At 67.4% G+C, this 24,225-nt stretch carries 20 protein-coding genes; 10 read left to right on the top strand and 10 right to left on the bottom strand.

Going from position 1 to position 24,225, the window contains the following annotated elements; translation table 11 throughout:
- Window positions 1-56: 56 nt before the first annotated feature.
- Window positions 57-941: a LysR family transcriptional regulator gene (locus ACLJRM_RS42720; protein WP_410666294.1), complete on the bottom strand. Its 885-nt coding sequence runs from the start codon at window positions 939-941 to the stop codon at window positions 57-59.
- Between the two features lie 131 nt (window positions 942-1,072).
- Between ACLJRM_RS42720 and ACLJRM_RS42715 the strand changes: the two genes are divergently transcribed.
- Both ACLJRM_RS42715 and ACLJRM_RS42710 read left to right on the top strand, forming a co-directional pair.
- Window positions 1,073-2,902 (top strand): glycoside hydrolase family 3 protein, encoded by a 1,830-nt coding sequence (locus ACLJRM_RS42715; protein ID WP_410666293.1) that lies wholly within the window; start codon window positions 1,073-1,075, stop codon window positions 2,900-2,902.
- A 5-nt stretch (window positions 2,903-2,907) separates the two neighbouring features.
- Window positions 2,908-3,723 carry a ThuA domain-containing protein gene (locus ACLJRM_RS42710; protein ID WP_410666292.1) on the top strand — a complete coding sequence of 272 codons (816 nt, stop codon included), beginning with the start codon at window positions 2,908-2,910 and terminating at the stop codon, window positions 3,721-3,723.
- 119 nt (window positions 3,724-3,842) lie between these two features.
- Here the strand turns inward: ACLJRM_RS42710 and ACLJRM_RS42705 are convergent, their stop codons facing one another.
- Window positions 3,843-4,550, bottom strand: coding sequence for an RraA family protein (locus tag ACLJRM_RS42705; RefSeq protein ID WP_101612667.1), 708 nt, complete (start codon window positions 4,548-4,550; stop codon window positions 3,843-3,845).
- Window positions 4,551-4,559: 9 nt separating this feature from the next.
- Entirely contained in the window at window positions 4,560-5,507 is a 948-nt protein-coding gene (locus tag ACLJRM_RS42700) for a hypothetical protein (protein WP_410666291.1), read from the bottom strand.
- A 180-nt stretch (window positions 5,508-5,687) separates the two neighbouring features.
- Here ACLJRM_RS42700 and ACLJRM_RS42695 point away from each other — a divergent pair, with 180 nt between their 5' ends.
- From ACLJRM_RS42695 to ACLJRM_RS42675, 5 genes are read left to right on the top strand one after another with little or no spacing between them, the layout of a single operon-like run.
- Window positions 5,688-6,881, top strand: coding sequence for a lipid-transfer protein (locus ACLJRM_RS42695; RefSeq protein ID WP_410605884.1), 1,194 nt, complete (start codon window positions 5,688-5,690; stop codon window positions 6,879-6,881).
- Window positions 6,882-6,901: 20 nt separating this feature from the next.
- Entirely contained in the window at window positions 6,902-7,333 is a 432-nt protein-coding gene (locus ACLJRM_RS42690; protein ID WP_101612668.1) for an SRPBCC family protein, read from the top strand.
- Window positions 7,330-8,175, top strand: coding sequence for a MaoC/PaaZ C-terminal domain-containing protein (locus ACLJRM_RS42685; protein ID WP_101612669.1), 846 nt, complete (start codon window positions 7,330-7,332; stop codon window positions 8,173-8,175). The genes ACLJRM_RS42690 and ACLJRM_RS42685 overlap by 4 nt, the downstream gene beginning before the upstream one ends.
- 11 nt (window positions 8,176-8,186) lie before the next feature.
- Entirely contained in the window at window positions 8,187-9,056 is an 870-nt protein-coding gene (locus ACLJRM_RS42680) for an SDR family oxidoreductase (protein ID WP_410666290.1), read from the top strand.
- Window positions 9,053-10,273, top strand: coding sequence for an acyl-CoA dehydrogenase family protein (locus ACLJRM_RS42675; protein ID WP_410666289.1), 1,221 nt, complete (start codon window positions 9,053-9,055; stop codon window positions 10,271-10,273). The genes ACLJRM_RS42680 and ACLJRM_RS42675 overlap by 4 nt, the downstream gene beginning before the upstream one ends.
- Window positions 10,274-10,370: 97 nt before the next feature.
- Here ACLJRM_RS42675 and ACLJRM_RS42670 read toward each other — a convergent pair whose 3' ends face one another.
- The 6 genes from ACLJRM_RS42670 to ACLJRM_RS42645 all read right to left on the bottom strand — a co-directional run bounded on the left by ACLJRM_RS42670 (window position 10,371) and on the right by ACLJRM_RS42645 (window position 19,769).
- Window positions 10,371-11,408, bottom strand: coding sequence for a 3-deoxy-7-phosphoheptulonate synthase (locus tag ACLJRM_RS42670; protein ID WP_410666288.1), 1,038 nt, complete (start codon window positions 11,406-11,408; stop codon window positions 10,371-10,373).
- Entirely contained in the window at window positions 11,405-12,301 is an 897-nt protein-coding gene (locus ACLJRM_RS42665; RefSeq protein ID WP_101612673.1) for a DMT family transporter, read from the bottom strand. The genes ACLJRM_RS42670 and ACLJRM_RS42665 overlap by 4 nt, the downstream gene beginning before the upstream one ends.
- Complete coding sequence (locus ACLJRM_RS42660) at window positions 12,298-13,755, bottom strand: class I adenylate-forming enzyme family protein (RefSeq protein WP_410666287.1); 1,458 nt, start codon at window positions 13,753-13,755, stop codon at window positions 12,298-12,300. The genes ACLJRM_RS42665 and ACLJRM_RS42660 overlap by 4 nt, the downstream gene beginning before the upstream one ends.
- On the bottom strand, window positions 13,752-14,759 hold the full coding sequence (locus ACLJRM_RS42655) for an FkbO/Hyg5 family chorismatase (protein WP_101612675.1): 1,008 nt from the start codon (window positions 14,757-14,759) through the stop codon (window positions 13,752-13,754). Before ACLJRM_RS42655 ends, ACLJRM_RS42660 begins: the two co-directional genes overlap by 4 nt.
- A gap of 442 nt (window positions 14,760-15,201) precedes the next feature.
- Window positions 15,202-17,688, bottom strand: coding sequence for a DNA topoisomerase (ATP-hydrolyzing) subunit A (locus tag ACLJRM_RS42650; protein ID WP_101612676.1), 2,487 nt, complete (start codon window positions 17,686-17,688; stop codon window positions 15,202-15,204).
- A 29-nt stretch (window positions 17,689-17,717) separates the two neighbouring features.
- Window positions 17,718-19,769: a type IIA DNA topoisomerase subunit B gene (locus ACLJRM_RS42645; protein ID WP_101612677.1), complete on the bottom strand. Its 2,052-nt coding sequence runs from the start codon at window positions 19,767-19,769 to the stop codon at window positions 17,718-17,720.
- A 298-nt stretch (window positions 19,770-20,067) separates the two neighbouring features.
- Between ACLJRM_RS42645 and ACLJRM_RS42640 the strand changes: the two genes are divergently transcribed.
- Window positions 20,068-20,940, top strand: coding sequence for a hypothetical protein (locus ACLJRM_RS42640; RefSeq protein ID WP_233223788.1), 873 nt, complete (start codon window positions 20,068-20,070; stop codon window positions 20,938-20,940).
- On the opposite strand, the gene ACLJRM_RS42635 is transcribed toward ACLJRM_RS42640, so the two are convergent.
- Window positions 20,924-22,348, bottom strand: a complete 1,425-nt coding sequence (locus ACLJRM_RS42635; RefSeq protein ID WP_410666286.1) for a glycoside hydrolase family 76 protein — start codon at window positions 22,346-22,348, stop codon at window positions 20,924-20,926. The two genes, ACLJRM_RS42640 and ACLJRM_RS42635, sit on opposite strands and share 17 nt — an antisense overlap.
- Before the next feature lie 136 nt (window positions 22,349-22,484).
- Here ACLJRM_RS42635 and ACLJRM_RS42630 point away from each other — a divergent pair, with 136 nt between their 5' ends.
- Both ACLJRM_RS42630 and ACLJRM_RS42625 read left to right on the top strand, forming a co-directional pair.
- Window positions 22,485-23,573: an LLM class flavin-dependent oxidoreductase gene (locus ACLJRM_RS42630; RefSeq protein ID WP_410605894.1), complete on the top strand. Its 1,089-nt coding sequence runs from the start codon at window positions 22,485-22,487 to the stop codon at window positions 23,571-23,573.
- The gene (locus ACLJRM_RS42625) at window positions 23,570-24,154 is read left to right on the top strand and encodes an FMN reductase (protein ID WP_101612680.1); all 585 of its coding nucleotides are present in this window, start codon (window positions 23,570-23,572) and stop codon (window positions 24,152-24,154) included. The genes ACLJRM_RS42630 and ACLJRM_RS42625 overlap by 4 nt, the downstream gene beginning before the upstream one ends.
- The last annotated feature ends 71 nt before the right edge of the window (window positions 24,155-24,225 follow it).

Genomic DNA, 24,225 nt, shown 5'->3' with positions numbered 1-24,225 from the left:
TTCGTCCTCTAGTTGCGCGTGCAAGGATCGCAACTAGAGGACGAAACGCGGGGGCGTCAGGGGCGCGAAGCGGAGGCGACGGACGCGAGGGCCTGCACGCGGGCTGTCTCGGCGGAGCGCGGCCAGACGAGGCCCCACTCGACGTCGGGTGAACCCGCGAAGGGCACGAAGCGGATTCGCGGGTGGCTGAAGTACTCCTGCGCGTGCGCGGCGAGCGGGCAGATTCCGGCGCCGGTGGCGATCGCGGCGAGCAGTTCCTGAAACGTCGCGAAGGGTTTGCCCCGGGTCACGAGATGTCCGGCAGGCGTCAGCCATTGCCGCGGTTCCTCGAACCAGTACGGCTCCGGTGGATGTGCCGCGCGGAGGATGGTGTCGCGCGCGAGATCGTCCAGGGTGACTGACTTTCGTCGCGCGAAAGGGTGTTTCGACGACACCGCGAGCACCATCGGTTCGGTGTACACGGCCGGTCCGGTCGCGAGATCGGCTTCGTCGACCGGAAGCAGGGTCACCAGGACGTCGATCTCACCCGATCGCAGCATCGCGAACGGGTCGGCGAACTCGGCCTCCCGGATGAGCAGTTCCGTGCCGGGATGCCGCTGCCGGAAGCGATTCAGGAGATCCTCGGTCAGATCGGCGACGCCGGGGGCCTCGAAGCCCAGCCGCAGCACGCCGCCGATCCCGCGCCCGGCCGCGACCGCGCGTTCGATGCCTTCGTGCAGCGCGCGGTACGCGGGGCCGAGGTCGTCGCGCAGCCGTTTGCCGATCGGGGTGAGCTGGACCCGCCTGCTGGTGCGGGCGAACAGCGGGGCGCCGATCCGGCGTTCCACCTGTTTGATCGTCTGGCTCACCCGTGCCTGCGAGACGTGCAGCCGCTCGGCGGTGCGGCCGAAATGCAGCTCGTCGGCCAGCGCCAAGAAGATCTCGATGTCCCGCAGTTCCATAATCCCCAGGTTATCGATCCGGGCCGGTGTCGGTCACCGGGAACCGTCTTTTCCGCAGGTCTAGACCATGCGACCTCCATCATGCGTTAATTCAAGCCTTGAACTTACGCATGGTGTCGAGGAGGACCCGGATGCGGAGATTCACCCTGGGGATAGTGACGGCCGCGCTGGTGCTGGGGTCGCATACCCCGGCAGTCGCCGGAAACGGCCCCGCTTACCGGGACGCCTGGCGGCCGGTGAAAGTGCGCGTGGCCGATCTGCTTTCGCGGATGACCCTCGACGAGAAGATCGGCCAGATGACGCAGGCCGAGCGGCTCGGGATCAAGGCGCCCGGTGACGTCACCAAGGGCATGCTCGGTTCCCTGCTCTCCGGCGGCAGTTCCCAGCCGACCCCGAACAACGCGGTCACGTGGGCCGACATGTACGACAACTTCCAGAAGGAAGCTCTCGCGACCCGGCTCGGCATTCCGCTGATCTACGGTGTCGACGCCGTCCACGGCCACAACGGGCTCTACGGCGCCACGGTCTTCCCGCACAACATCGGCCTCGGCGCGACGCGCGATCCCGCGCTGGTCGAGAAGATCGGCCGCGCGACCGCCGAAGAGGTCTCGGGCACCGGAATCGACTGGAATTTCGCGCCGTGCCTGTGCGTCGCGCGCAACGACCGGTGGGGACGCACGTACGAATCCTTCGGCGAGGTGCCGGAAATCGCGTCCGCGATGACGACGGCCATCGACGGTATGCAGGGCCGTTCGCTGTCCGCGCCCGGATCGGTGCTCGCGACCGCGAAGCACTACATCGGCGACGGCGGCACCACCGGGGGCGACGACCAGGGCGAGACCGACATCAGCGAAGCCGAACTGCGCGCGGTGCACCTGCCGCCGTTCCGCGAGGCCGTCCGCCGCGACGTCGGCTCGGTGATGATCTCCTACAGCAGCTGGAACGGCCTCAAGATGCACGCCGGTTCCTACCTGATCAACGACGTGCTCAAGAAGGAACTCAAGTTCTCCGGCATCGTGATCTCGGACTACAACGGCATCGACCAGATCGACCGGCAGCCGGGCTTCACCCCGGCCGAGGTCACCGCGTCGATCAACGCCGGCATCGACATGGTGATGGTGCCCTTCGAGTACCAGAAATTCATGGACACGCTCAAGGCCGAAGTCCTCGCCGGGCGGGTCACGCAGGCGCGGATCGACGACGCGAACAAGCGCATCCTGACGAAGAAGTTCGAGCTGGGCCTGTTCGAACGGCCGCTGACCGATCGCCGGTTCCTCAAGACCGTCGGCAGCGACGAGCACCGCGCCCTCGCGCGGCAGGCCGTCCGGCAATCGCAGGTGCTGCTGAAGAACGAGAACCGGGTGCTGCCGCTGGACAAGTCGCGCAACCGGATCTTCGTCGCGGGCAAGAGCGCCGACGACATCGGGAACCAGAGTGGCGGCTGGACGGTCGGCTGGCAGGGCAAGAGCGGTCCGGTCACCGAGGGAACGACCATCCTGCAAGGGATCCGGCACACCGCGAAGCCGTCGTCCACGGTCACCTTCGACAAGGACGCGAACGGGATCGACATGTCCTACGACGTCGCAGTCGCGGTGGTCGGGGAGACGCCGTACGCCGAAGGCCGCGGTGACAAGCCGGAGGGAATGGAGCTCGACGCCGAAGATCTGGCGACCTTGAAGCGGCTGCAGGACAGCGGCGTCCCGACGGTGGTGGTGCTCGTTTCCGGGCGGCCGCTGGACATCGCCCGGCAGGTGCCGGCTTGGGACGGGTTGATCGCGTCGTGGTTGCCCGGCTCGGAAGGCCAGGGCGTCGCGGATGTGCTCTTCGGCGACTACAACCCCACCGGCAAGTTGCCGGTGACCTGGATGCGCAGCGCTGACCAGCAGCCGATCAACGTCGGCGACGGAAAGTCCGGGCTGTTCCCGTTCGGGTTCGGCCTTCGCTATCGGCATGGGTGGTGAGCAAGATGAAGAAAATCGCGGTCCGGCTCGCTCTGCTGTTCGTTTCGTGTCTCGCACTGGCGCTGGCGCCGGTGACGGCGCAGGCGGCACCCGCGTTCAAGGTGCTGGCCTTCTACAACGGCACCTACGACGCGGCGCACATCAGCTTCGTCAAGGAAGCCAACCAGTGGTTCCCGAACACCGCTTCGCAGAACAACTTCAGCTACACCGCGACCAACAACTGGAACCAGCTGAACTCGCTGCAGCCTTCGCAGTACCAGGTCGTGCTGTTCCTGGACGACCTGCCGCAGACCTCGTCGCAGCGCGCGGGCTTCGAGCGCTACGTGAAGGCGGGCGGCGCGTTCTTCGGTTTCCACGTGGCGGCGTTCAACACCAATCCGTCCACTTGGGACTGGTACCACAACAGGTTCCTCGGCACGGGCGGGTTCAAGTCCAACACCTGGGGGCCGACGACGGCGACGCTGAAGGTGGAGAACCGGCCGCATCCCTCGACCACGCGGCTGCCCGCGACGTTCACCTCGTCGGTGAGCGAGTGGTACGCCTGGAACAGCGACCTGCGCAAGAATCCGGACATCCGGATCCTCGCGTCGGTGGACCCGGTGAGCTTCCCGCTGGGGACCGACCCGAACCAGTCCTGGTACAGCGGGTACTACCCGATCCTCTGGACCAACAACAAGTACAAGATGCTGTACGCCAACTTCGGCCACAACAAGATGAACTACGAGACGAACCAGCCGCTGTCGTCGACGTTCGGCAGTGAGGTGCAGAACCGCTTCGTCATCGACGGTCTGCTGTGGCTCGGCGGCGTGAAGACCTCGTAAGTCCAGTCCGTGAAGGCCTCCTTGCCTACCCTGAAGGTAGGGAAGGAGGCCTTCACGGACAGCTCGGCCCGGTGCCCCCCCCAGCACCCAGTCGCGCGGGCGATACCAAAGGTCCCTTGCTACTCCTCGATGGCGCCGCCGACCGATCGCAGGTGTTCGCGGAACGTCAGCGAAGGCGTCTTCGCACGCTCCGCGAGGAAGTCGGCGAAGCGCACCTGCTCGCGAAGGGACTCTCCGGCGCGGATCCGCTCGGCCTGGAGCCGTTCGGTGTCGCGGATGCCTTCGGCGCGGTCCAGGACCTCGTCGGCCCGGTCGGCCGCGATGAACAGGACCCCGTCCTCGTCGCCGAACACGAGGTCGTCCCGGGTCACCGTCCATTCGCCGACGACGGCCGAGTCCAGCGCGCCGTCCGGGCGGGCCGAGACCGAGAGTGGGCCGGTCGGGATCGAGCCGAGGCTGAACACGGGCAGGCCGATCTTCTTGATGTCGGCGGTGTCGCGGTGCAGGCCCCAGATGACGACGCCGCTCAGCCCGGCCGCCTCCGCTTCGAGGACGGCGAGGTCCCCGACGCAGCTTTCGTCGAGCCTTCCGCGGTTGTCGACGACGAGGATGTCGCCGGGGTTCGCGGTTTCGTACGCCTCCAGGAAGACGTCGACACTGCCGACGTGCCGGGCGGGGGTGACCCGCCCGGCCACGCGGCCGCCGGGCACGACCGCGTGCGTGCCGGCGGGCGCGCATCGGACCGGTACGCCCGCGCGGACGCAGCCGTCGGTCAGATGCGCGGTGGTCAGCTGGGAGAACCGCTGACGAAGCTCCTCGGGATCCATATCCCGACCTTAGCCACGGCGCCACACCACAGGAGCGTTCTCGTAGCCGCCCTGCAGCGCGCCCGCGACCTCGCCGTTGTCGCCCACGACGACGCCGTGCCCCTGAATGGGCGCGGGGAGCGTCGTGATCGTGCCGCCCGGTGACCACACCGCGGGGGTCCTCGGTGAGATGTAGCCCGTGACCAGCCCGGATCCGTTGAGCGCCGTCGTGTACATGCCGCCCGGGATCTCCTCGGAGGTGTCGATGGACGACCAGAGCCGGTCGCCCAGCTGAGTCGACGCCAGCACCTTCCCGTTCCGGATCGCGATTCCCCTCGATTCGCGAAGGCCCTCGGGGAGGACGAGTTGCCGCAGCACGCCTTCCTTCCAGAGCCAGGTGCCGCCGAACTGTTCGTTCAGCAGGATGGTTCCGTCCTGGTCGATGTCGACGGGGGAGAGCAGCGGCGGGACGTCCAGCAGCACCGGGTGCTCACGGTCGCCGGACGGCCAGAAAGCGGCGGTGGAGCCGTAGCGGATGTCGTTGAACACCGTGCCGACGACGTCGCCGCGGTCGTTCGTGCCGAGGGCTTGCGTGTTGTGGTAGCCCGGAACCTTCCCCAGGAACCGGAAGCCGCCGTTCTCGAAGGCGAAAGCGTGCTTGCCCGGGTAGCGGCTCCCTTCCGGGTAGTAGACGGCGTTGCCGAGGACCGACCCGGACGCGTTCTCGTCCACCGCTTCGACCGAGGTGTAGCCCGCCGGGAGGCCGCGGTCCTGGAAGGTCCCGCCCGCCCAGGTGATCAGCCGCCCGTCGTAGGTCCCCGCGTAGCCACCGGCGCCGTCCGTCGTGGTCACTCGCGCGGCGGCGCCGCCGGGCGGCAACGGCAGGTAGCTCATCGTCCATTCGCTCGCCGACGCGGTGCCCGCCGACAGCAGTCCGGCGGCGACGGTGGCCGCCATGACCAGGCTCGTACGTTTCATCGAAACCCCCTGTGAGTCGTGTCCACCCTGTTTAACGGGGGTGCGAGCCGGCCGTCTGCGTCACCTGACACTGAGCGTGCCGTAAGTAACATCCGTGCAGGATTGTATGTAAGGGGTTGATAAATACAGACCTGTCTGTATCTTCAGTTCCAGTAGCGACCGGCAACGACAAGGAGCGTCGTGGTGGCCAACAAGGTGTACGTCGTCGGCGTGGGCATGACGAAGTTCGAGAAACCCGGACGCCGCGAGGACTGGGACTACCCGCAGATGGCCAAGGAGTCCGGGACCAAGGCGCTCGCAGACGCCGGGATCTCGTTCGACGAGGTGCGGCAGGCTTACGTCGGCTACGTCTACGGCGAGTCGACCTCAGGGCAGCGCGCGGTCTACGAGCTGGGCATGACCGGCATCCCGGTGGTCAACGTCAACAACAACTGCTCGACCGGGTCGACCGCGCTGTACCTGGCCGCGGAGGCGATCCGGGGCGGCCGCGCGGACTGCGTGCTCGCGCTGGGGTTCGAGAAGATGCAGCCTGGATCACTCGGCTCGACCTACGACGACCGCGAGCAGCCGATGGGCAAGCACCTCCAGGCGCTCGCGGAGATCTCCGAGGTGCTCTTCCCGCCCGCGCCGTGGATGTTCGGCGCGGCGGGCCGTGAGCATATGAAGACCTACGGCACGACCGCCGAGCACTTCGCCAAGATCGGCGAGAAGAACCACCGGCACTCGGTGAACAACCCGTACGCGCAGTTCCAGGAAAGCTATTCGCTGCAGGACATCCTGGACTCGCGGATGATCTACGACCCGCTCACGAAGCTCCAGTGCTCCCCGACTTCGGACGGTTCGGGCGCGGCGATCCTCGCCAGCGAGTCCTTTGTGGACTCGCACGGGCTCGCGGACCAGGCCGTCGAGATCGTCGGGCAGGCGATGACCACCGACTTCGCCAGCACCTTCGACGGGACCGCGAAGAACATCATCGGCCACGACATGAACGTCCAGGCCTCGCGCCAGGTCTACGACCAGGCCGGGCTCGGACCGGAGGACTTCCAGGTCATCGAGCTGCACGACTGCTTCTCCGCCAACGAACTCCTGCTCTACGAAGCGCTGGGACTCTGCGCCGAAGGGGAGGCCGGGAAGCTGGTCGACTCCGGGGACACCACCTACGGCGGGAAATGGGTCGTCAACCCGTCCGGCGGGCTGATCTCCAAGGGGCACCCGCTCGGCGCCACCGGCCTCGCGCAATGCGCCGAACTGACCTGGCAGCTGCGGGGAACCGCGGACAAGCGCCAGGTCGACGGCGTCGAAGCCGCGCTGCAGCACAACATCGGACTCGGTGGCGCCGCCGTCGTCACCGCCTACCAGCGCGCCGTGCGCTGATCTCACCGAAAGGAAGAACCATGGGCAAGATCAGTGCCTCCGTCGAACTCCCCGCCGCTCCCGACAAGGTCTGGGCGGAGTTCTCCAACCCCAACAACTTCGAGAAGTGGCTGACCATCCACACCAAGTGGAAGGGCGAGGTCCCGGCCGAGTTCTCCAAGGGGGCGCAGGCTTCCGAGGTCGTCACGATGCTCGGGATGCCGAACACGATCACCTGGACCGTCGACGAGTTCGAGGCGCCCTCGAAGCTCGCGATCTCCGGGACCGGGATGGCCGGGGTGAAGGTCAAGTTCGAGCTGTCCGTGGAAGCGTCCGGCGACGGCTCGCTCGCCAGCATCGACGCGGAGTTCGCGGGCCAGATGATCATCGGCGCGCTCGGCAAGGCCGTCGAGAAGGACGGCAAGAAGAACCTCGACGCCTCCCTCGAGAACTTCAAGGCGCTGGTCGCGTGACCGACGAGCGGTTCGATCCCGCCGGGCTCGGCAAGTGGACCGACGAGTCCCGGTTCGAGGTGACCCGCGAACGGCTGATCGAGTACGCGAAGGCCACCAACGACCCGATCCCGGCGCATCTCGCCGGGGACGTCGCGAGCCCCGTGTTCGCGATCGTGCCGGTGTTCGAGTCGCTGATGGAACCCGCGCTGGAGGTCGTCCCGGTCGGGCTGTTCGGCCGGATCGTGCACGGGGAACAGGAATTCCGCTTCCACCGGCCGATCAAGCCCGGTGACAAGCTCGTTTCGCGGGCGCGGATGACCGGGTACGAGGGTCTCCCGAACGGCACCCGCGGCACCATCCACCTCGAATGCCGGACCGAGGGCGGCGACCTCGTCAACGAGCAGTACGTGACGTTGTTCGTCCGCGGGTTCGACACCGGCGAGACCCGGGGCGAACTCGGGCCGGAGCACAAGTTCGACGACGCGCTGCGTGCACAGGCACCGGTGGCGGAGGTGAAGCAGCACGTCGACGACGACCAGACGTACCGGTACGCGCCCGCCGCGGGCGACCCGATGCCGATCCACCTCGACGAAGAGGTCGCGAAGGATTCGGGACTGCCGGGGATCATCGCGCACGGCCTGTGCACCATGGCGTTCACGTCCTGGGCGCTGCTGACCGAGGTCGCCGGGTCCGATGTGGACAGACTGAAAAGGTTCGCCGTCCGGTTCGCCAAACCGGTACTGCCCGGCCAGGACCTGACGACGCGGATCTGGCGCGCGGGCGCCGGGAGTCACGCGTTCGAAACCACCGTCGGCGAGACCGTCGTGATCAAAGACGGTCTCGCGGAATTCGCGGAGTAGGAGCCAAAGTCATGGGAGCACTCGACGGGCGGGTCGCCGTCATCACCGGCGCCGGTCGCGGGATCGGCCGCGAGCACGCGCTGCTGTTCGCGCGGGAGGGCGCGAGCGTCGTGGTCAACGACCTCGGCGGGGCGAACGACGGAAGCGGCGCCGATGTCGGCCCGGCACAGGAGGTCGCCGACGAGATCCGCGCGGCGGGCGGGAAGGCCGTGGCGAACACGGCCAATGTCGCGGACTGGGCGGGCGCCGCCGAGCTGGTCGCGCAGGCGGTGGACGAGTTCGGCAGGCTCGACGTCGTCGTGAACAACGCGGGAATCCTGCGCGACGCGTTCATCGCCGGGCTCGAGGAGTCCCAGTGGGATTCCGTGATCGCGGTGCACCTCAAGGGGCACGCGGCGGTGCTGCGGCACGCGGCCGCGTACTGGAAGACGGCGAGCAAGGCGGGCGAGCGGGTGGCGGGCTCGGTGATCAACACCGCGTCGGCTTCCGGGGTCACGCTGCCGAATGCGGGACAGGCGAACTACGGTGCGGCGAAAGCGGGGATCGCCGCGCTGACCCTGGTCGCCGCCGAGGAACTGGAACGCTACGGCGTACGGGTCAACGCGATCGCGCCGATCGCGCGCACGCGGCTCACCCTGGCGACGCCGGGGATGGGCGCGATCTTCGCGCAGGAGGTGGAGGAAGGGGAGTTCGACGCGTTCTCCCCGGCCAACATCTCCCCGCTGGTGGCCTACCTCGCGACCGAGAAGTGCCCGCTCACCGGCAAGGTGTTCGCGGTGCAGGGTGGCGCGATCTCGGAACTCGCGGGCTGGCACGACGTCAAGGTGATCGAAACCGAGGAAGCCTGGCGGATCGACGACATCGCGGCGAGGCTGCCGTGATCGAGTGGTCCGAGACCGAACTGCTGATCCGGGACGCGATCCGCGAGTTCGTCGACAAGGAGATCCGGCCGCACGTCGACGAACTCGAAAGCGGGACGCTGCCGCCGTACGACCTCATCCGCAAGATGTTCGCCGCCTTCGGCATCGACGCGCTCGCGCGGGAATCGGTGACGAAACTGCTGGCGAAGGAGGGTGGCTCGGGATCCGGTGGCGGTGGGCTCGCGTTCGGTGGGCAGGAGGCGATGGCGCTCATCGCGGTGAGCGAGCTGGCCGGGGTGAGCCTCGGCATCGTCGCTTCGCTCGGCGTGAGCATCGGTCTGACCGCGCAGACGATCCTGACCAAGGGCACGCGGGCGCAGAAGGAACGCTGGTTGCCCGGGCTGGCGACGTTCGAGAAGGTCGGCGCGTGGGCGATCACCGAGCCCGACTCCGGCTCGGACGCTTTCGGTGGCATGAAGACGTCGGTGCGGCGTGACGGCGACGAGTACGTCCTCAATGGACAGAAGACGTTCATCACCAACGGCCCGTACGCCGACACGATCATCGTCTACGCGAAGCTCGACGAAGGCAACGGTGCCGCCGTCCGTGATCGCCAGGTGCTGACGTTCGTGCTGGACAAGGGCATGCCCGGCCTCACGCAGGGCAAGCCGTTCAAGAAGATGGGCATGATGTCGTCGCCGACCGGCGAGCTGTTCTTCAGCGACGTCCGGCTCGGGCGCGATCGGCTGCTGGGCGAGTCCGAGGACGGCCGAGACGGCGACAGCAAGGCCGAGGTGAAGTCCGGCTTCGCCGTCGAGCGGATCGGGGTGGCGGCGCTGGCGCTCGGGATCATCAACGAATGCCACCGGCTCTGCGTGGACTACGCGAAGAACCGGAAGCTGTGGGGTCAGGAGATCGGGCGGTTCCAGCTGATCCAGCTCAAGCTGGCGAAGATGGAGGTCGCGCGGATCAACGTGCAGAACATGGTGTTCCAGCTGATCGAGACGCTGCGCGCGGGCAAGATGCCGACGCTGGCCGAGGCTTCGGCGATGAAGCTGTACTCGTCGGAGGCGGCGACCGAGGTCGCGATGGAGGCCGTGCAGCTGTTCGGCGGCAACGGGTACATGGCGGAGTACCGGGTGGAGCAGCTGGCCCGGGACGCGAAGTCGCTGATGATCTACGCGGGGAGCAACGAGATCCAGGTGACGCACATCGCGAAGGGGCTGCTGGGTCGCTGAGCGGGAGCAAGGGACCTTTGCTATCGCGTGCGTCAGGAAAGGGTCGTTCAAGACGAAAAACGTCCTGAACGACCCTTTCCTGACACTGGGGCGGAGGTCACCCGAGGACGACCGACCGGCCCAGTCGCACGGAGTCGGCGAGCGACTCCAGCACCGACACGGTGCTGCCCAGGTCGAGACAGGCGTCGGTGATGCTCACCCCGTACGGCGCCGGATGGTCCTGTCGTCCCGCTTCGAGGAACGACTCCATCATGATCCCCGCGATTCCCCGCTCACCACAGGCGATCCGGCGCGCGATGTCGGCGACGACACCGCCCTGGCGACGATGGTCCTTGCGGGAGTTGCCGTGCGACGCGTCCACGACGACACGGTCCAAGGACTTCGTGGCGCGTAACCCCTCGATGGCCGCGTCCACGTTCTCCGGGTCGTAGTTGGCCCCGGCCGCGGTGCCACGGAGGATCAGGTGTGCCGCCGGGTTGCCGGGCGAACTTCGCACGACGAGCGCGCCGTGTTCGTTCACCGCCGGGTGGCGCTGCGCGGTGCGGGCGCAGTGGATCGCGGCGGTGGCGACCGACAAGTCACCGTCGAGACCGTTCTTGATCCCGATCGGCATCGGCAGCTGGGACGCGAGTTCCCGGTGCGACTGGCTGGAGACCGTCCGCGCTCCGATGGCACCGTAGCTGAGGAGATCGCTCACATAGGGGGCGAGCATCGGCTCGACGAATTCCCCCGCCAGTGGCAGACCACTCTCCGCGGCCATGGTCAGGAACCGGCGGCCGGTGCGCAGGCCACCGGCGATGTCTTCGGAGCCGTCGAGCCAGGGATCGTGGAGCAGGCCCTTCCAGCCGACCCCGGTTCGCGGTTTTTCCAGGTACGCCCGCAGCACGACGAGCAAGTGGTCCTTCATCGGTTCGGCCGCCTTCGCCAGCCGTTCGGCGTAGTCGAGGACAGCGACCGGGTCGTGGACGGAACATGGGCCGACGACGGCCAGCACCCGTCCGTCACGACCGTTGAGCACGTCGGTGATCTCCGAGCGGTGTTCCCGGATTTCGTCGATGACCTGGCTGGGAACGGGATGTTCGGCGGTCAGTTCCGCCGGGCTCGGCAACAGTTCGTAATCGGGGATCGTGGTCACTGCGCTCTCCGTTTCTTGGTCCGGGAAACGCCGACGCCGGCAAGGCACAGAGCCCCGCCAAGGACTGCGAGCAGAGTGGGAACCTCGTCGAGGAACAGCCAGGACAGCGCGATCACGATCACCGGGACCACATAGGTGGTCACACCGAGCTTTCCGGCGGGCGTCCGGGACAACGCGTAGGCCCAGGTGTAGAAGGCGAGCGCGGTGGGCAGCAAGCCCAGATAGACCACCGACCAGGTGGCCGATGCCGGTGCTGTCGCCACATCGTGGATCAGCTGACCGCTGAACGGAAGACAGGCGACGGCGCCGACGACGCAGCCGAAGGTCGTGGCCTGCAACGCGGTCGCGTGACTCAAAGCCGGTTTCTGGGAGACGACGCCCACCGCGTATCCCGCCGCCGCCAGCAAGCAGAGCGCGACGCCGAGGGCACTGGAGGAGCCGTGCTGCGAGGCGAGTCCCACGATCGCCGCGCCGGTGAAAGCGACGACGAGCCCGATCACCAGAGGGCGGGGGAGCCCTTCCTTCAGGACGATCCCGGCGAGGATGGCGGCGAAGACCGGGCCGATCCCGACCAGGAGCGACGCCGTCCCCGCGTCGGTATAGCGTTCGCCCCAGTTCAGCGCGACCATGTACAGGCCGAACCAGAAGACCCCGGCGCCGGCGATGCCGGGCCAGGCCTTGCGCGGCGGGAGCGGCATTCCCTTGATCGCCGCGATCGCGCCCAGGGCGAGCGCGCCGACCAGGAGCCTGCCCAAGGCGAGCGACCCCGGCTCGTAGTGCGCACCGGCGAAGCGGATCCCGACGAAGGCGGACGCCCACAAGACCAACGTGACGGTGATCGCGGCGACGGCCTTGATGTCGAGCCCGGCCTCGGCCTCGGTCCGGGTGCTCATCGGACGGCCGCCAGCGTCCGGAGCGCCCGGCGGTCCAGCTTGCCGACCGGAGTGCGGGGAAGGGATTCGACGACGATGATGTCCTCCGGGATCTCGTACCAGCTCAGGTTCTTCTGTGTCAGGGAACCGATCTCGGCGATCACCCGGTCCGGCTCGGCGCCCTCGTCCAGTTCGACGTGGGCGCGCAGTGAAGTCGTGGAGGACTCCCGGCGCACCGAACAGACACCGGCCGCGCGGACGGCGGGGTGACTCACCAGGAGATCTTCGATTTCGGCGGGATGCACGTTCTGCCCGCCGACGATCTCGATGTCGTCCAGCCTGCCGTGCAAGCGGACGAAGCCGTCGGGATCGACGGTGGCGGCATCGCCGGTCACGTACCAGTCGTCCGGCGTGCGCAGTGGCGTGTCGGAACCGCGAGGGACCCCGGGCGCGATCGTCGGGCCACGGACCTCCAGCTTCCCCTCCACACCGGCCGCCACCTCTCGGCGCAGCTGGTCGACGATCCGCATGCGGTACGGCGGGAGAATCCGGCCTATGCTGCCGTCCCGTTGCGAGGACAGGGTGTTCGCGATCAGCGCGTGACCTATTTCAGTGGTGCCGAAAATATTGAGGAACCTCGCCCCGAGCGTTTCGCGGAGCGTGGTTTCGACGCTTTCGGGCAGGGGTTCGCCGGCGACCAGCGCCAGCCTCAGGCCGCGGAGCACCGCGGCGAAGGGAAGCTGGAGCAGCCGGGCGTAGAAGCTGGGCTGTCCATAAAGGACCGAAACCTGATGCCGGGTGATCAGCTCCAGGGCCGCGGATTCGGTGAGACGCTCGCGGCTGAGCACCGTCGAGCCTCCACGAAGCAACGGCAAGAGGATGGAGTTGCCGAACCCGTAGGAGAAGTACATTCGCGAAACGGAAAGGGTGACGTCGTCCGGGGTGAGGTCCACCACCGAGCCGATGGCCTGGTCGTAGATCTCCGGGTCACCGTGCGTGTGGAAGCAAAGCCGGGGAGTCCCTGTCGTGCCGGAGGTGAAGAAGGCGAACGCCGGCGTATCCGCGTCGGCCGCGGCGTACCCGGTCACCGGCTCATGGTCGCGCAGCCGGGCCGGTGGGACCGGGTCGACCTGGTCGAGCCCGGGTGTCCCCGGTTCCGCGATGGTCAGGAAAGGGCTCGCGGTTTCGGCCGCACGCTGGATGGCCGCCTCGTGGATGAAGGTGTTGAGAGGGATCGCCACGGCCCCCAGCCGGATCGTGCCGAGGACGGCTTGCACGAGTTCGACACCGTCGGGGAGCACCAGCAGGACACGGTCTCCCGCCTTCACCCCGTGTGCGGCCAGTCCACCGGCGTAGCGTGCCGAACCGGCGTACAACTCCGCGTAAGACACCTTCGTATCTTCGGTGTGGTAGGCGATTCGCCCTGACCAGCCTTTTTCTTCGGCGAGTGCGGCAAGATGACGGGTCAGATTCATTGGACTATCGCCTCGATTTCGACGAGCAGATCGGGGCGGCAGATGTCGACGTTCAAATAGACGACCCGCGCATCGGGAGAAAAGACTTCCTTGCACCGCGAGCGGACGAACGGGATGTCTTCGGAACGGCTGACGTAAACCTTGATCAAGTCGAGGTCCTGGAGGGTGTAGCCGCCTTCCGCCCGGACTTTCCCCAGGTTTTCCGTGCTGATCAACGCCGCGATGTTCTCCAAGGTGACGTCGACCTGGCCGGAGATGTCCCCCTTGTGCACGGTTTCGTCGCCGATGATGCTGGCGGTCCCGGAAATGTACAGGATTCCGTCGGCGAAGGTGGCTCGCGCGAAACTCGGCGCCTTGGGGCCATAGCTGTCCGGGTAGTGGTAGGCCGGAGTCTGCCGGGGGTTCTCGAGGTGGTGCACGTCGGCATCGGCGCGCCCGGAGATGAAGTAGAGGTACACGCCGTTGCCCCGGGTGCCGATCCCGGTGGCCGCCGGGATGTGCAGGATTCTGCCTGACCACAGGGCGAAGGCTTCGGACCGTCCCGCGCAGAAGTCGCGGTAGACCTCCACGCCGTCGGCGTTGTCGTCGATGATGCCGCCGACCAGGTTCCACATGCGCAGGATGTTCGGGTAGCCGAGACGCGTGGCGAGCTCGAAGGCGGAGTCATAGGCGATCCGGGCCGCATCGCGATAAACGCCACGCTCGCTGACCTGAACGGAGCAGAACAGATGGCGGCCGTCCACGGCGTAGACCAGGCCGCCTTCCTTGCCCGCCACGACCGGGCCCGAAGCGGCGAAAACCTCGTGGAATCCCGGCTCGGTCTCCGTGGTCATCGGTACGCCCACCGTCGGCACGCCCTTGTGCAATTCGGGGGCGAACCCATTCTTTTCGAATGCGACGCGGGCAAGAATGTTCTGACTGTCCGATTGTTCTCCTGGCTGTTCGAACTTTATGTTCGGTCGCGTGTCTTTCGGTGAGTTGAGCAGGTCGACAAAACTCGACATCCGAATTCCCCTCAGTACAAGAGTCGCAGCTCTGCTATCCGCGTCATTGCGTGAAGTGTCTGGGCCGAGCTGGCCGATCGGAAATGTATCCGCAGCCCGGCCGCAAGGTCAACTGGAAACAAGGAAAATGGGAATCGCCCGAATGGACTCTTGAAATGCCGGGACGCCGGAGTTCGGATGAGGTTCCCGAGTCGTCATGCCCTGGATCCCTACGATTTCGGCAACGAGGCCGAGAGATCTATGCTGAAAACGCCGCGTGGCCTGGGCGCTCAGGTGAGCGAAGGTCCCAGGCTTGCCTCTTAGGGGCGCAGACAGTGCCCTCATGTCTTACGCCATCCGCAGGCAGACGGCCGTCCGGAACAGGAAACCCCCTTGCTCGCGCCGGGCGCGAGCAAGGGGGCAGGAGGCGTTTCGCATTCAGAGGACTAAATGCGGCGACGGCCTAGGTGCGTTCGATGAGGTGACCCACGACCTCGGGACCCGGGTGCGCGTGGCCGGAGCCGTCGCGGCGCGGGTCGATCTCGGGCAGTTCCACGGGGTCGCCGTTGCGGGCCGCGCCGGCCGGGCGCGGGCCGATCCAGCCGACGATCAGTCGCGTCTCGCCCTTGAGGAACCGCTGTGCCCGGACACCGCCGGTCGCGCGGCCCTTGGCCGGGTACTCGTTGAACGGGGTCACCTTCACGCTCGCGCCGGTCGCGGTGACGACCATCGGCTCGCCGTGCTCGGCGTCGTCGGTCCGGATCGCACCGAAGAAGACCACTTCCGCCTCACCGCGCACCACGATCCCGGCCATGCCACCGCCCTTGAGGCCCTGTGGCCTTACCAGCGAAGCGGCGTAGCGCAGCAGTGACGCTTCGGACGACAGGAACGCCAGTGTCTCGTTGCCGTCGGTGAGCCAGGTGGCGCCGACGACCTCGTCGCCGTCCTTCAGGCTGATCACGTCGAACTCGTCGGAGCGGACCGGCCATTCCGGCGCGCACACCTTCACGACGCCGAGTTTCGTGCCGAGCGCGAGGCCTGGGGAGCCGGCCGCCTGCTCGCCGAGCGGAGCCAGCCCGACGACGTGCTCGCCCTTTTCCAGCGGTACCAGTTCCTTCGCGGCCATCCCGCCGCGCAGGGAGACGGTGCCCGCCTGCTCGGGCAGCACCGGCAGCGGCAGCACATCGGTCTTGAACGCACGTCCGCGGTTGGTCACCAGCAGCACCTGACCGCGCGCGGTCGAATGCACGACGGCGGACACGGAGTCGTGTTTGACGCGGCCGTTGCGGCGCCGTACTTCCGACGCCTCCTCCGATTCCGCGGCCGTCCGCGCGACCAGGCCGGTGGCCGACAGGATCACCTGGCACGGGTCGTCGGTGACCTCCAGCGGACCGGACGGCTTCGACGCGGCGAGGACCTCCTTGAGGTCGCCGTCGATCAGCGCGGTGCGGCGTTCGGTCGGGGAGTCCTTGGCGACCTTGGCCAGTTCGGCCGAGACGACCTTCTTCAGCACCGTCTCGTCGTCGAGGATCTTCGACAGCTCGGCGATCTCTTCGCGCAGCTTGTCCTGCTCGGCCTCGAGTTCGATGCGGTCGTACTTCGTGAGCCGCCGCAGCGGGGTGTCCAGGATGTACGTCGCCTGGATCTCCGAGAGCTTGAACCGCTTCATCAGGCCGTCCTTCGCGGCCGCGGCGTTCTCGCTCTCGCGGATCAGCTTGATCACCTTGTCGATGTTGAGCAGGGCCGCCAGCAGGCCCTCGACCAGGTGCAGACGCTCTTCGCGCTTGCGGCGGCGGTAGCGCGTGCGGCGGGTGACGACCTCGTAGCGGTGGCTGAGGAAGACCTCCAGCAGCGCCTTGAGCCCCAGCGTCCGCGGCTGTCCTTCGACCAGCACCAGGTTGTTGATGCCGAAGGACTGCTCCAGCGGCGTCAGCCGGTACAGGTCCGCCAGCAGCGCCTGCGGGTTCACGCCGACCTTGCATTCGACGACCAGCCGTGTGCCGTTCTCGCGGTCGGTGAGGTCCTTGACGTCGGCGATACCGGTGAGCCGCTTGGACTTGTTGACCTCGTCGGTGATCTTCTCGATCACCTTCTCCGGGCCGACGCCGTACGGCAGCTCGGTGACGGTGATCGCCTGGCGGCCGCGGCTGCCTTCCAGCGGGCCGGTCTCGGCGCTGGCGCGCATGCGCACCACGCCGCGGCCGGTCTCGTACGCGCGGCGGACCTCGTCGAGGCCCAGCAGCGAACCGCCGGTCGGCAGGTCGGGGCCCGGGACGAACTCCATCAGCTTGTCGAGGGTGGCGTTCGGGTGGTTGATCAGCCACCGCGCCGCGCCGATGACCTCGGTCAGGTTGTGCGGGATCATGTTGGTCGCCATCCCGACCGCGATCCCGGAAGTGCCGTTGACCAGCAGGTTCGGGAAGGCCGCGGGCAGCACCGACGGCTCTTCGAGCGAACCGTCGTAGTTCGGCCGGAAGTCGACGGTGTCCTCGCCGAGTTCGCCGACCAGCAGCATCGCCTCCGGGGACAGCCGCGCCTCGGTGTATCGCGAGGCGGCCGGGCCGTCGTCGGGCGAGCCGAAGTTGCCGTGCCCGTCGACCAGCGGGACGTTGAGCGAGAAGTCCTGCGCGAGCCGGACCATGGCGTCGTAGATCGCCGTGTCGCCGTGCGGGTGGTACTTGCCCATCACGTCGCCGACCACGCGGGACGACTTCACGTACGCGTGCGTCGGCCGGTAGCCGTTCTCGTTCATCGAGTACATGATCCGGCGGTGGACCGGCTTCAACCCGTCTCGCGCGTCCGGGAGCGCCCGCGAGTGGATGACGGAGTAGGCGTACTCCAGGTACGAATCCTCGATCTCCGTCTTCAGCGAGTTGTCGAAGACGTTCGCGCCGGGCCGGTCGAACGCGGAGGGGTCGACCTTGGTGGTGGTGCCCTTACGGCGTGCCATTGCTCAAAGCTCCTTGAATAGCAACGAAATCAGGCGTCGATGGCTTCGCGGTCGACCCGGTCGGAGGATTCGACCAGCCAGTTGCGGCGCGGCTCGACCTTCTCGCCCATCAACAGTTCGAGCGCGTTCTCCGCGGCTTCGACGTCGTCGAGGGTGATACGGCGGACCGAGCGGGTGGCGGGGTTCATCGTGGTGTCCCACAGTTCGTCGGCGTCCATCTCGCCGAGGCCCTTGAACCGCGGCACCGGCGTGACGATCTGCTTGCCCGCGCGCTCCAGCGCCGCGAACTTGGTCTCCATCTCCTTCTGGCTGAAGGTGAAGTGGGTCTCCGGGTTGCGGCCCTTGGTGACCAGTTTGTGCAGCGGCGGCATCGCGGCGTAGAGCCTGCCGTCCTCGATGACCGGCCGCATGTACTTGGCGAACAGCGTGATCAGCAGTGTCCGGATGTGCGAACCGTCGACGTCCGCGTCGGCCATCAGGATCACCCGGCCGTAGCGCATGGTCGTGAGGTCGAACGTGCGCCCGCTGCCCGCGCCGAGCACCTGCACGATCGAGGCGATCTCGGCGTTCTTCAAGGTGTCGCCGAGCGACGCCTTCTGGACGTTCAGGATCTTGCCGCGCAAGGGAAGCAGCGCCTGGTACTCCGACACGCGCGCCATCCGGGCCGAACCGAGCGCGCTGTCACCCTCGACGAGGAACAGCTCACTGCGGGAGACGCCGGTGGTGCGGCAGTCGACCAGCTTCGGCGGCATGGCCGCGCCTTCGAGCGCGGTCTTGCGCCGGGCGGCGTCCTTCTGCTGCTTCTGGGTGAGCCGGACGCGTGCCGCGTCGACCACCTTCTGCAGCACGATCTTGGCTTCGGACTTGGTCTTGCGCTCTTCGGTCCAGGCGCGGATGTGCTTGTCGACGACGCCCTGGATGACCCGGGTGATCCCGGCGGTGGACAGTTCGTCCTTGGTCTGCGAGGTGAACTGCGGCTCCGGCAGCCGGACGTGGACGACCGCTGTCATGCCTTCGAGGACGTCCTCGACGGTCGGCATGTCCTCCTTGGGCTTGAGTAGCCCGCGGGTCTTGGAAATGGCGTCCTGCAAGGACTTCAGCACCGCGCGGTCGAAACCGCGGCGGTGCGTGCCGCCGTGCACGTTGCGGATGGTGTTGGTGAAGCACTCCACCGTGCGCTCGTAGCCGGTGCCCCAGCGCAGCGCGACCTCGATCTCGGCGTGACGCTCCACATTGGACTGCATGACCCCGCTGGCGTCCGCGGCGTTCTCCTTGTACGTGCCCTCGCCGTTGATGATCAGCGTGCCGCAGACGGGTTTTTCGCTGTCCGGGGCGAGGAAGTCGACCATGTCGGCCAGGCCGTCGGGGAAGTGGAAGGTCTCTTCGCTGATCGAGTCGTCGACGGCGGTGCGCAGGATGTACGTGACGCCCGGGACCAGGAACGCGGTGTTGCGCATCTTCGCGCGGACGCCTTCGACGTCGAGCACGGCGCCCGTCTCGAAGTAGCGCGAGTCGTACCAGTACCGGATCGAGGTGCCGCCGCGCTCGCCGCGCTTCATCTTCCCGGTGATGTTCAGCCCGGACTTGCGGGTGAACTTCGCCTTCGGGCCGGGCCCGTCGAACACGCCGGGGACGCCGTGCGCGAACGACATCTGGTGGACCTTGCCGTCCTGCTTCACCGTGACGTCGAAGCGGTGCGACAGCGCGTTCACCGCCGAAGCGCCGACACCGTGCAGGCCGCCGGAGGTCTTGTAGCCCGAGCCGCCGAACTTGCCGCCGGCGTGCAGCCTCGTCAGCACCAGCTCGACACCGGACAAACCGGATTTGGCGTGCGTGCCGGTGGGGATGCCGCGGCCGTCGTCGTCGACCTGGACACTGCCGTCGGCGTGCAGGGTGACCACGATCTTCGCGGCGTGACCCGCCACACCTTCATCGGTCGAGTTGTCCACGACCTCGGAGAACAGGTGGTTGATGCCGCGGCTGTCGGTGGAGCCGATGTACATCCCGGGACGCTTGCGGACCGCTTCCAGACCCTCGAGATGCGTCAGGTCGTCGGCCCCGTACAGGGTCTCAGCAGTCACTGGGTCTTTCTCCTGGAGTCGTGGCTCGCGAACTTGCTCGTGACGGTGGCGTTCAACGCGACACCGTACTGGAGGATATCCGGCCGCCCCGACAGTTAGTCTTCCCGAGCGCCCTCGGTGTGGCGAACCACCTGTCCCGATGGCCGGGTCATGGCCGCCGCGAGTGGCTTTCTCCTTCTTCGGATGAGGCGTTATCGTTTCCCGTGTCACAGGGTGACGGGGGGAAGCAGTGGTCGTCGGAATCGGCCCCACACGTGCGTCGACCGCACAGCGCGTGGTGAGTCTCTGGTATTTCGTGGTGGCGGTAGGATCACTCGGCGTGTTCGCGCCGCTGGCGTTCGTGCACGCCGCGTGGCGGCTGCGACGGGCCGCCCTGTGGTTCTACGTGCTCGGCTACAGCCTCATGTCCTTCTTCATGACCTACTCGCTCGCGCGGGCGGGCGACGCGGACAACACGGAGATAGCGTTCGGCTTCTTCTGGTTCTTCGGCACGATCCTGTTGGTCACAGTGTCCTGTGTGCACCTCGCTCTGCTGCGGAAGAAGATCCTCTATCCGCCGCCGACGGTGTGGGTGGCGTCCGGCATGCACTGCGGGCTGTTCTCGATCGACATCGCCGGGTTCGGGCAGGTCGGGCGCAGCAGCGAGATCTTCGTCCAGGTCCGGCGGATGCTCTTCGGCCTGCTGGAGAACGCCTTCACGGGCAGCGGGATCGCCTGGGAAGTCTGCCTGAAGAGCGACACCGGGGACGGGATGATCGTGGTCATCCCGCCGCAGTTCCCGAAGTTCAGGCTGCTGTACCCGCTCCTCGCCCAGCTCGCGGCGGACCTGGCCAGGTACAACGTGGTCACGGCGCCCGAGCTGCGGATCAGGGTGCGGGTCGCGATCCACGCCGGCGAGGTCACGCTCGACGAATACGGCGTGACGGGGCGGCCGAAGGTGCTGCTGGCCCGGCTGCTCGATTCACGGGTGTTGCGTGACGCGCTGGCCGAGGCGCCGGACGGTTCGCCCATGGTCGTGCTCGTCTCGGACCGGTTCCACGAGGACGTCCAGGACCAGGGCGGCCCCGGTCTCGACACGATGAGCTACCGGCAGGTGCTCGTGCACGAGAAGGAGACCGAGGTCCGCGCCTGGCTGCACGTCCCGGATCCGGTGATCAGAGTGCTGCCGTGAGTACCTCCAGCGCGCTGTGCTGACGAGCGGCGTCGACCTTGTCGACCGGTCCCGGCCAGCGCAGGCCGTGCTGGTCTAGCGACGTGCGGTTGTGCGCGATCGTCGCGTTCGCTTGGCGCGTCAGGTAAGCGCGGTACGGCCTGCCCGTCAGTGCCCGGTCCAGCTCGCCGAGGTTGCGGGCGTACGCGCCCTTGAACGACGGTCCGTCGGCGCCGCAGTCGCCGGACTCGCACGGATCGCGCAGGATCCCGTTCGCGTGCAGCAGTGACGTCGTGGTGGAGGCGTCGGCGAGCCGGCGGGCACGGGTGAGCAGGGCGGTGTCACCGGTCGCGCGGTTCAGTTCGAGCAGCGCGCCGAGGACGATGCCCTGGTTGTAACTCCAGACGGCTTGCCCGTTGTTGGCGCAGGAGGCGTTCAGGCCGTCGTTGATCAGGTCGTTCCCGTTGATCATGCCGCTCGCGCGGAACCAGTCCCAGACCTCGCGTGCCCGCGCGAGCTGGCGTGTGTCGCCGGGGAGCCGGTTGTGCAGTGACGCGGCGACCTTGACGTACAGCTCGTTGGTGACGGCGTTCTTGTACGTCTTCGCCGTCGACCACCAGAGGCCGCCGCCGCAGGTGCCGTCGCGGTAGGAGTACATGTAGTCGGCCGCGATGACGGCGGTGTCGAGGTAGCGGCGGTCCTTGGTCAGGTCATAGGCGCGGATCCAGGCGAGCGCCCACCAGCCGGTGTCGTCGATGTACTCGTTCGTGAAGTTGTCGCCGCGGTTGCGGTCGAAGGTGTTGGCGATGGCGTGGCGGTAGTTCCGCGAGCCGGTGCGGGTGCTGTAGTCGAGGATCGCGGTGAGCGCGTTCGCCGAGTTCCACCAGCCCGTGGTCTGCCAGAGGCCGGTGCCGTTGTCGTAGAACTGCATGAGCGCGGTGGCCGCGGCTTCGGCGCGGTCGCGCGCGGCGACCGTGGTGCGGAACCACGGCGTGCAGGCGATTTCCGGCCGGTTGCCCGCCTTCCCGCACGCGCGCAGGGCGCCGAACCGGTGGGTGGCGGGGTCGTCCACGTTGAACATCAGGGTCCGCCAGCCGCGCTGGCCGGCGGGGATCTTCGTGTCACCGATCCGGCTGTCGCCGGCCCAAGTGCGGCCGCCGTCGAAGGAGCGGTCGAGCCAGACCTCGTCGCCGGGGTCGCCGTTGGCGATGCTGCCCCAGCCCATGTCGTCGCCGTCGGAGAGATGCAGTGTGATGTCGCGGCCCCAGACCGTCGCCGTGCTGGGTCTTCTTTCGCCGACGGCCAGTGCGGGATCGCGGCTGTCGCAGTACTCGGCGCAGATCGTCGCGGCGACGGTGGGTTCGGGAGTGGTGGTGGCCGGCGTGAAAGCGAATGTCAACGTTGTCACAAGCAGGGAGGTGAGCCACATGGATTCGAGTGTGAGGGCGGCCACTTTCCGGGACTGATCAAGTCACTCGATCAGCTGGCGCCGAACGTCTGGAATACTTCTTGCGCGCGTAAGGTTGAACGCTCAAGCAACAGTAACCCGGTCTAGGGAGCAGGTCATGCAGTTCGGAATCTTCACGGTGGGCGATGTGACGACCGACCCGACCACCGGGGAGGCGCCCAGCGAGTACGAGCGGATCAAGGCGATGGTGCGGATCGCGCTCAAGGCCGAAGAAGTCGGCCTCGACGTCTTCGCGACCGGCGAGCACCACAACCCGCCGTTCGTGCCCTCTTCGCCGACGACGATGCTCGGCTACATCGCCGCGCAGACGTCGAAACTCATCCTTTCCACCTCGACCACGCTGATCACCACGAACGACCCGGTGAAGATCGCCGAGGACTTCGCGATGCTGCAGCACCTCGCCGACGGCCGCGTCGACCTGATGATGGGCCGCGGCAACACCGGCCCGGTGTACCCGTGGTTCGGGCAGGACATCCGGCAGGGGATCCCGCTCGCCATCGAGAACTACCACCTGCTGCACCGGTTGTGGCGCGAAGACGTGGTCAGCTGGTCCGGCAAGTTCCGGACGCCGCTGCAGGAGTTCACCTCGACCCCGCGGCCGCTCGACGGGGTGCCGCCGTTCGTCTGGCACGGTTCGATCCGCAGCCCGGAGATCGCGGAGCAGGCCGCCTATTACGGCGACGGGTTCTTCGCGAACCACATCTTCTGGCCGAAGGAGCACTTCCAGGCGCTGATCGAGCTGTACCGCGAGCGGTACGAGCACTACGGGCACGGCAAGGCGGACCAGGCGATCGTCGGCCTCGGCGGCCAGGTGTTCCTGCGCCCGAAGTCGCAGGACGCGGTGCGGGAGTTCCGGCCGTACTTCGACAACGCGCCGGTGTACGGGCACGGGCCGTCGCTGGAGGAGTTCACCGAGCAGACGCCGCTGACCGTCGGCAGCCCGCAAGAGGTGATCGACAAGACGCTGACCTTCCGCGAGCACTTCGGCGACTACCAGCGTCAGCTGTTCCTGCTGGACCACGCCGGGCTGCCGTTGAAGACCGTGCTGGAACAGCTCGATCTGCTGGGCGAGCACGTGATCCCGGTGCTGCGTAAGGAACTCGACTCCCTTCGTCCCGCTCACGTGCCTGAGGCTCCTACGCACGCTTCGCTTCTTTCGGAGGCTTCTTCGGCGGTGACCGCATGACGACGATCGCTGTCGTGACCGCGGGGTTGAGCCAGCCGTCCTCGACGCGGCTGCTCGCGGACAAACTGGCCGCGGCGACTTCTTCGGTGCTGCCGGACGTGAAGATCGAGGTGATCGAACTTCGTGACCTCGCCCTCGACGTCACGAAGAACATGCTGACCGGGTTTCCCTCCCCGGCCCTGCGCGCGGCCATCGACACGGTGACCGCCGCGGACGGCCTGATCGCCGTGACACCGGTGTTCACCGCGTCGTACAGCGGACTGTTCAAGTCGTTCTTCGACGTGCTGGAGCAGAAGGCGCTCGACGGGAAGCCGGTACTGATCGGCGCCACCGGCGGAACCGAACGGCACTCGTTGGTGCTCGACTTCGCGCTGCGTCCGCTCTTCGCCTACCTTCGCGCCGAGCCAGTCGCGACGGCGGTGTACGCGGCTTCGTCGGACTGGGCGTCTCCCGGGGATCTCGACGCGCGGGCTTCGCGGGCTGGGCGGGAGTTCGCTTCGCGGCTCTCGTCGGAGGGAGCGGTTGTGGCTCCGAGCAGTGGGTTTGTGCCGTTCGAGCAGCTGTTGGGCGCGGGGGAGTGAGCAAGGGACCTTTGCTATCGCCGGGGATGAGGGGTCGGGGTGGGGGTCGGTCCGGTTGGTCGTGAGTGGCG

The sequence above is a fragment of the Amycolatopsis sp. lyj-84 genome (assembly GCF_046549075.1).
Classification (GTDB): domain Bacteria; phylum Actinomycetota; class Actinomycetes; order Mycobacteriales; family Pseudonocardiaceae; genus Amycolatopsis.
This window is presented reverse-complemented; position numbering and strand designations above follow the sequence as displayed.